This window comes from Bradyrhizobium sp. P5_C11_2, from assembly GCF_054049755.1.
Window position 1 is genome coordinate 1 of record NZ_JBFULT010000501.1, and the last position, 5,612, is coordinate 5,612.

Here is a 5,612-nt window from a genome sequence, read left to right on the forward strand (position 1 = left end):
ACACAGACGAAGCCAAACCGTTGCATTCCCGGGGACGGAGCGCCGGGCCGTCCGGCCAGATCGCCGCACGCGGTCGGTGGTTGCGAAGCCGCGCGGGAAGATCGACATTGGAGCGGAGCGTTCGGCGTCGGTCGCGCCGGCGGATGGGATGGGAGCTGCGATGAAGATTTCCGACCGTGACGTGCTGCTGGTGATCGACGTGCAGAACGACTTCTGCACCGGCGGAGCACTCGCCGTTCCCGGCGGCGAGAAGGTCGTCCCCGCCATCAATCGCATCGCCCAAAAATTCACCAATGTGGTGCTGACCCAGGACTGGCATCCGCATGACCACGTCTCCTTTGCGTCGAACCATGCGGGCCGGCAGCCGTTTCAGACCATCGAGCTCGACTACGGCACCCAGGTGCTCTGGCCGGTACATTGTGTACAGGGCACGGCCGGCGCCGAATTCCACCGGCATCTGGAGCTCGCCAAAGCGAGCCTCGTGGTGCGCAAAGGATTCCGCCGTGGCATCGATTCCTATTCGGCGCTGTTCGAGAACGACCACAAGACGCCGACCGGGCTGCTCGGGTATTTGCGCGAACGCGATCTGAAGACGGTTTTTCTCGCAGGTCTCGCGCTCGACTTCTGTGTCCGCTTTTCGGCGGAGGATGCCCGCAAGGCGGGATTCGTGGTCGCCGTTGTCGAGGACGCGTGCCGCGGCATTGACTTCGACGGCTCCGTGGCCGCGACGCACCAGAGTTTTCGGGAGCGGGGCATTTCGGTGGTCAGCCTCGAGGCATTCCTGTGAGGGTGGTGAGATAGACGTGGTGGAGAAAACCGGCAAACCGCCAAGCGGACCCGGGCATGTCCCGGATGACCCGCTGCTGTGGCCGTTTGCGGCGGCGCGCCTTGCCATGGATGCCTGCTTCTGGTGGCTTGAGCGCGCCCCGGCGGAGCGGGACGACAGCAGCCTGCCGTGGACGACGCCCAATACCGTTGCGCTGGAGCTTGCGACCATGCGCCTGCGCGACTGCTCGCGGGCCCGGTCCGGACCGCCGGCCCTGGTCTGCGCGCCCTATGCGCTGCACCGTGCCCTGATCGCCGACTTCGCACCCGGCCACAGCGTGGTGCAGTCCCTGCAGAATGGCGGCATCGATCGGGTCTATCTCACCGACTGGCGCTCGGCCTCGCCGGACATGCGCCATCTCTCGATCGACAGCTATCTCAGTGATCTCAACGTCGCCGTCGACGAGATCGGCGCGCCGGTCGACCTCGTCGGCTTGTGCCAGGGCGGATGGCTGTCGCTGCTCTATGCTGCGCGTTTCCCGACCAAGGTGCGGCGGCTGGTCCTGGTCGGGGCGCCGGTCGACCTCTCGATCGACTCGGCGCTGTCGCGGCTCGCCCGCAACGCGCCTGAGGCGGTCTATGACCAGCTCGTCGCGCGCGGCGGCGGCAATGTCAGCGGTGATGAGATGCTGCGGTTCTGGTCGAAGGCGCCAAGCCGCGACGATATTGCGGTGGCCTTGCAGAAGAGCCTCTCGGACGCGGAAGGCGCGGCGCTGCTCGCGCGCTTCGATCGCTGGAACACGGAAACGCTCGATCTGCCCGGCACCTATTATCTCCAGATCGTCAACTGGATTTTCCGCGAGAATCGGATCGCCGGCGGCCATTTCACGGCGCTGGGCCGCGCGATTGATCTGAAGGACGTCAAGGCGCCGGTCTTCCTGTTGGCGGGGCTCGACGACGACGTCGTCCCGGCCGCGCAGGCGCTCGCCACCGCCAATCTCCTCGGCACGCCGCCGGCCTTCGTTGCGGCGGCCTCCGAGCCCAGCAACCATCTCGGCCTGTTCATGGGCGCGCGGACCCATGCGCATGCCTGGCCCCGGATCGCCGGCTGGCTGCGCGACGATCTGACCAGCGTGCTGGCGCGCAGCGCCTGAGGCCGCCGGATGGGTGGGCAGGCGAGGACGCAAATCCGTTATGCATGACGGCGAATGGCCTGCACGGGGCCATGTCGATGGGCTAAATATGGCCCGGAGCGACGGCGGCCGGACGACGTCCGCCGGTCGCGAAGAGATCAAGGGTACTGCACTCGATGAGTTTTCACTCGATTTACGCCCACGGATTTGCGCGCGTGGCGGCCTGCGTCACCACCTCCCATGTGGCCGATCCCACGGCCAATGCGAGGGCCGTCCTGGCGGCGGCGAGTGCCTGCCATGAGCAGTCGGTGGCGGTTGCCGTGTTTCCCGAGCTGTGCTTGTCCGGCTATGCGATCGAAGACCTCGTCATGCAGGATCCGCTGCTCGACGCGGTCGAGCGGGGGCTCGCCGCGATCGTCGAGGCCTCCTCGGAGCTGATGACCGTCCTCATCGTCGGTGCGCCGCTGCGCTTCGGGGCCCGCATCTACAATTGCGCCGTCGTCATTCACCGCGGCACCGTTCTGGGCGTGGTGCCCAAGACCTACCTGCCGACCTATCGCGAGTTCTACGAGGGACGGCATTTCGCCTCCGGTGCCGGCATCGCCGGTGAGGCCATTGCGATCGGCAAGCTGTCCGCGCCGTTCGGCGTCGATCTCATGTTCGCGGCCGAAGACGTCCCCGGCCTGACCATCGGCGTCGAGATCTGCGAGGACATGTGGATCCCGGTGACGCCGGCCTCGGAGCTCGCGCTGGCGGGTGCGAGCGTGCTGATCAATCTGTCCGGCAGCCCGATCACGATCGGCCGGGCACGCTCGCGCGCGCTGCTGTGTCAATCGACATCGGCGCGCTGCCTTGCGGCTTACGTCTATTCGGCCGCCGGAGCAGGGGAGTCGACCACTGATCTTGCCTGGGACGGCCAGACCTCGATCCATGAGAACGGCGTGCTGCTGGCCGAGGGCGAGCGATTCCGGCAGGGCGGCCAGATCACGCTCGCCGACGTCGATCTCGATCTGCTGCGGCAGGAGCGTGCCTCGATGGGCACGTTCGATGACAACCGCCGGCAGCGCGAGGGCTTCTTTCGCAGGATCGCCTTTGCCGTGAAGCCACCGGCCGCCGATATCGGGTTCCTGCGCAAGGTCGAACGCTTTCCGTTCGTGCCGAGCGACGAAAGCCTGCTCGAGCAGGACTGCTACGAGGCCTACAACATCCAGGTCGCCGGGCTCGTGCAGCGCATGCGCGCGACCGGCACCAAGCGTGTCGTCATCGGCGTCTCCGGCGGTCTCGATTCCACCCACGCGCTGATCGTTGCCGCCAAGGCGGTCGACCTCCTCGGGCTGCCGCGTGAAAACATCCTCGCCTACACCATGCCGGGCTTCGCCACCGGCAGCGAGAGCAAGACCAACGCGCTGGCTTTGATGAAGGCGTTGCAGACGACCTGGCAGGAGCTCGACATCCGCACCACGGCGACGCAAATGCTGAAGGACATCGGCCATCCCTTCGGCAAGGGCGAGAAGGTCTACGACATCACCTTCGAGAACGTGCAGGCGGGCCTGCGCACGGACTACCTGTTCCGGCTCGCCAATCATCACGGCGGCATCGTCATCGGAACCGGTGATCTCTCGGAACTCGCACTCGGCTGGTGCACCTATGGCGTCGGCGACCAGATGGCACACTATAATGTCAACGCCGGCGTGCCCAAGACCCTGATCCAGCATCTGATCCGCTGGGTCATCGCCTCGAAGCAGTTCAGCGACGACGTGAATCGGACGCTTGGGTTGATCCTGTCGGCGGAAATCTCGCCCGAGCTGGTTCCGGTCAAGCCCGGGGAGAAGCCGCAGAGCACCGAAGCCTCCGTCGGCCCCTACGAGCTCCAGGACTTCAACCTGTTCTACACGCTGCGCTTCGGCATGCGGCCGTCCAAGATCGCCTTCATGGCGCAGCACGCCTGGAAGGACGTCGCCAAGGGCGAATGGCCGCCGGCGTTCCCGAGCGACCGGCGCAAGGCTTACGACCTTCCGGAGATCCGCCGCTGGCTTGAAGTCTTCCTGCGCCGTTTCTTCGCCTTCAGCCAATTCAAGCGCTCGGCCATGCCGAACGGACCGAAGGTGTCGGCCGGCGGTTCATTGTCGCCGCGTGGCGACTGGCGCGCGCCGTCGGATTCGAGCGCGGCGGCCTGGCTTGAAGATCTCGAGCGGAATGTGCCGAACTGATCGGGCAAGACCGCTCACAGGGCGCATCAACGAAATCGCGCCGCACGGCCCATGGCCGGCGGCGCGACATCGCGTTCGATGTAGAAAGTTCGAGGTCCGGAGTGCCTAGGAGTCCGGACCTCTCACCTTGCCCCAGCCTTCAATCCCCCGCCCCATGCGGTCCCCCAACCCCATGTAGCGCGATCGAGGGTGATGCCCTTGGAAGTGGCCGCCGATCGATGTGCGCGATGTACGTGAGATCGGGATAGGATTCCATTCCGGATCACTACGGAGACAAACGTGCCGATGCTGCACGTTGATGCATTGGTCTGCATGGACTCGATCACTGCTGCCTGAATTCGATGCACGCGACCGGAAGGATGTCCACATCTGCTCGGCGTCGCGGAACCCGCATTTCACGGGCCTGTCACTCAACTGGTCTAGCGCTGCTCTCGTCATCGCTGACGACCAAGGAGCAAGCCATGTCGAAGCCGGTACTGGGCGCCGCATTGTCCATCAAATCGATCCCCGCGCACCGCGACTGGCTTCTGGAACGGCAACGCGATCTCGAAATCCAGGATTTTTTCCGCGCGGATTTGCTCGATGGCGATTGGCGGAGCGCGGCCGGCGAGATCAAGCAGATGCTCACGGGCCATACCGGCCGGCTCGGCATCCACGGGCCGTTCTGGGGCTTCAAGATCGACAGCCATGATCCGATGATCCGCCAGGCGGTCACGAAACGCCTGCTCCAGGGGCTTGATGCCGCCGAGTTCCTCGGCGCGACGCAGATGGTGATCCATTCGCCGTTCACGACCTGGGACCACAACAATCTCGATCTCTATCCGGACAACCGCGGCAATATTGTCGAGCGCGTACGCGCGACGCTCGCCGAGGTGATCGCGCGTGCGGAAAAGACCGGCTGCGAGATCGTGATCGAGAACATCGAGGACAAGGATCCGCGCGATCGCGTGCGTCTGGCCAAGGCGCTCGAAAGCGCCAGGGTCCGCGTCTCGCTCGACACCGGCCACGCCAATTACGCGCATGTCTCCACCGGCGCGCCGCCGGTCGACTACTATGTCGAGGCCGCCGGCGACATGCTGACGCATGTGCACCTCCAGGACACTGACGGCTTTGCCGACCGGCACTGGGCGCCGGGCGAGGGCAACATCCGCTGGGTCGCCGTGTTCCGCGCGCTTGGCCGGCTGACTTCCAATCCGCGGCTGATCCTCGAACTGCGCAACCACGACGACGTCCGCGCCGGCGCAGCCCACCTCGCCGCGCTCGGTCTCGCTGAATAACCGACATCGTAGAGGGCAGGGGTTATCGTCATGAGCAAGCTCACCCGTCGTACCATCCTGAAATCCGGCGGCGCTGCCGCAGGCACGCTTCTGCTGCCGCGCTTTGCGATCGCGCAGGGCGACAATCGTCCATCGGTGACGATCGCCGTGCAGAAGGTGACGAACTCGAACGTGCTCGACGTGCTGCGCGAGCAGTCCAATGTCGGAGAGCGCGTGTTCTTCTCCTC

The 5,612-nt window shown here is 65.6% G+C and carries 4 protein-coding genes and 1 pseudogene; all 5 read left to right on the plus strand.

Translation table 11 applies throughout. The features are described 5' to 3' along the window. Positions 1-148: 148 nt before the first annotated feature. On the plus strand, positions 149-787 hold the full coding sequence (gene pncA / locus ACXJL8_RS32190; protein ID WP_456618998.1) for a bifunctional nicotinamidase/pyrazinamidase: 639 nt from the start codon (positions 149-151) through the stop codon (positions 785-787). 16 nt (positions 788-803) lie between these two features. Beyond that, positions 804-1,919: an alpha/beta fold hydrolase gene (locus ACXJL8_RS32195; protein WP_456618999.1), complete on the plus strand. Its 1,116-nt coding sequence runs from the start codon at positions 804-806 to the stop codon at positions 1,917-1,919. A gap of 155 nt (positions 1,920-2,074) precedes the next feature. Further along, positions 2,075-4,108, plus strand: a complete 2,034-nt coding sequence (locus ACXJL8_RS32200; RefSeq protein WP_456619000.1) for an NAD(+) synthase — start codon at positions 2,075-2,077, stop codon at positions 4,106-4,108. Between the two features lie 461 nt (positions 4,109-4,569). After that, the gene (locus ACXJL8_RS32205; protein WP_456619001.1) at positions 4,570-5,385 is read left to right on the plus strand and encodes a sugar phosphate isomerase/epimerase family protein; all 816 of its coding nucleotides are present in this window, start codon (positions 4,570-4,572) and stop codon (positions 5,383-5,385) included. Positions 5,386-5,415: 30 nt separating this feature from the next. Continuing rightward, a pseudogene (locus tag ACXJL8_RS32210) lies at positions 5,416-5,612 on the plus strand (ABC transporter substrate-binding protein); the annotation flags it as partial.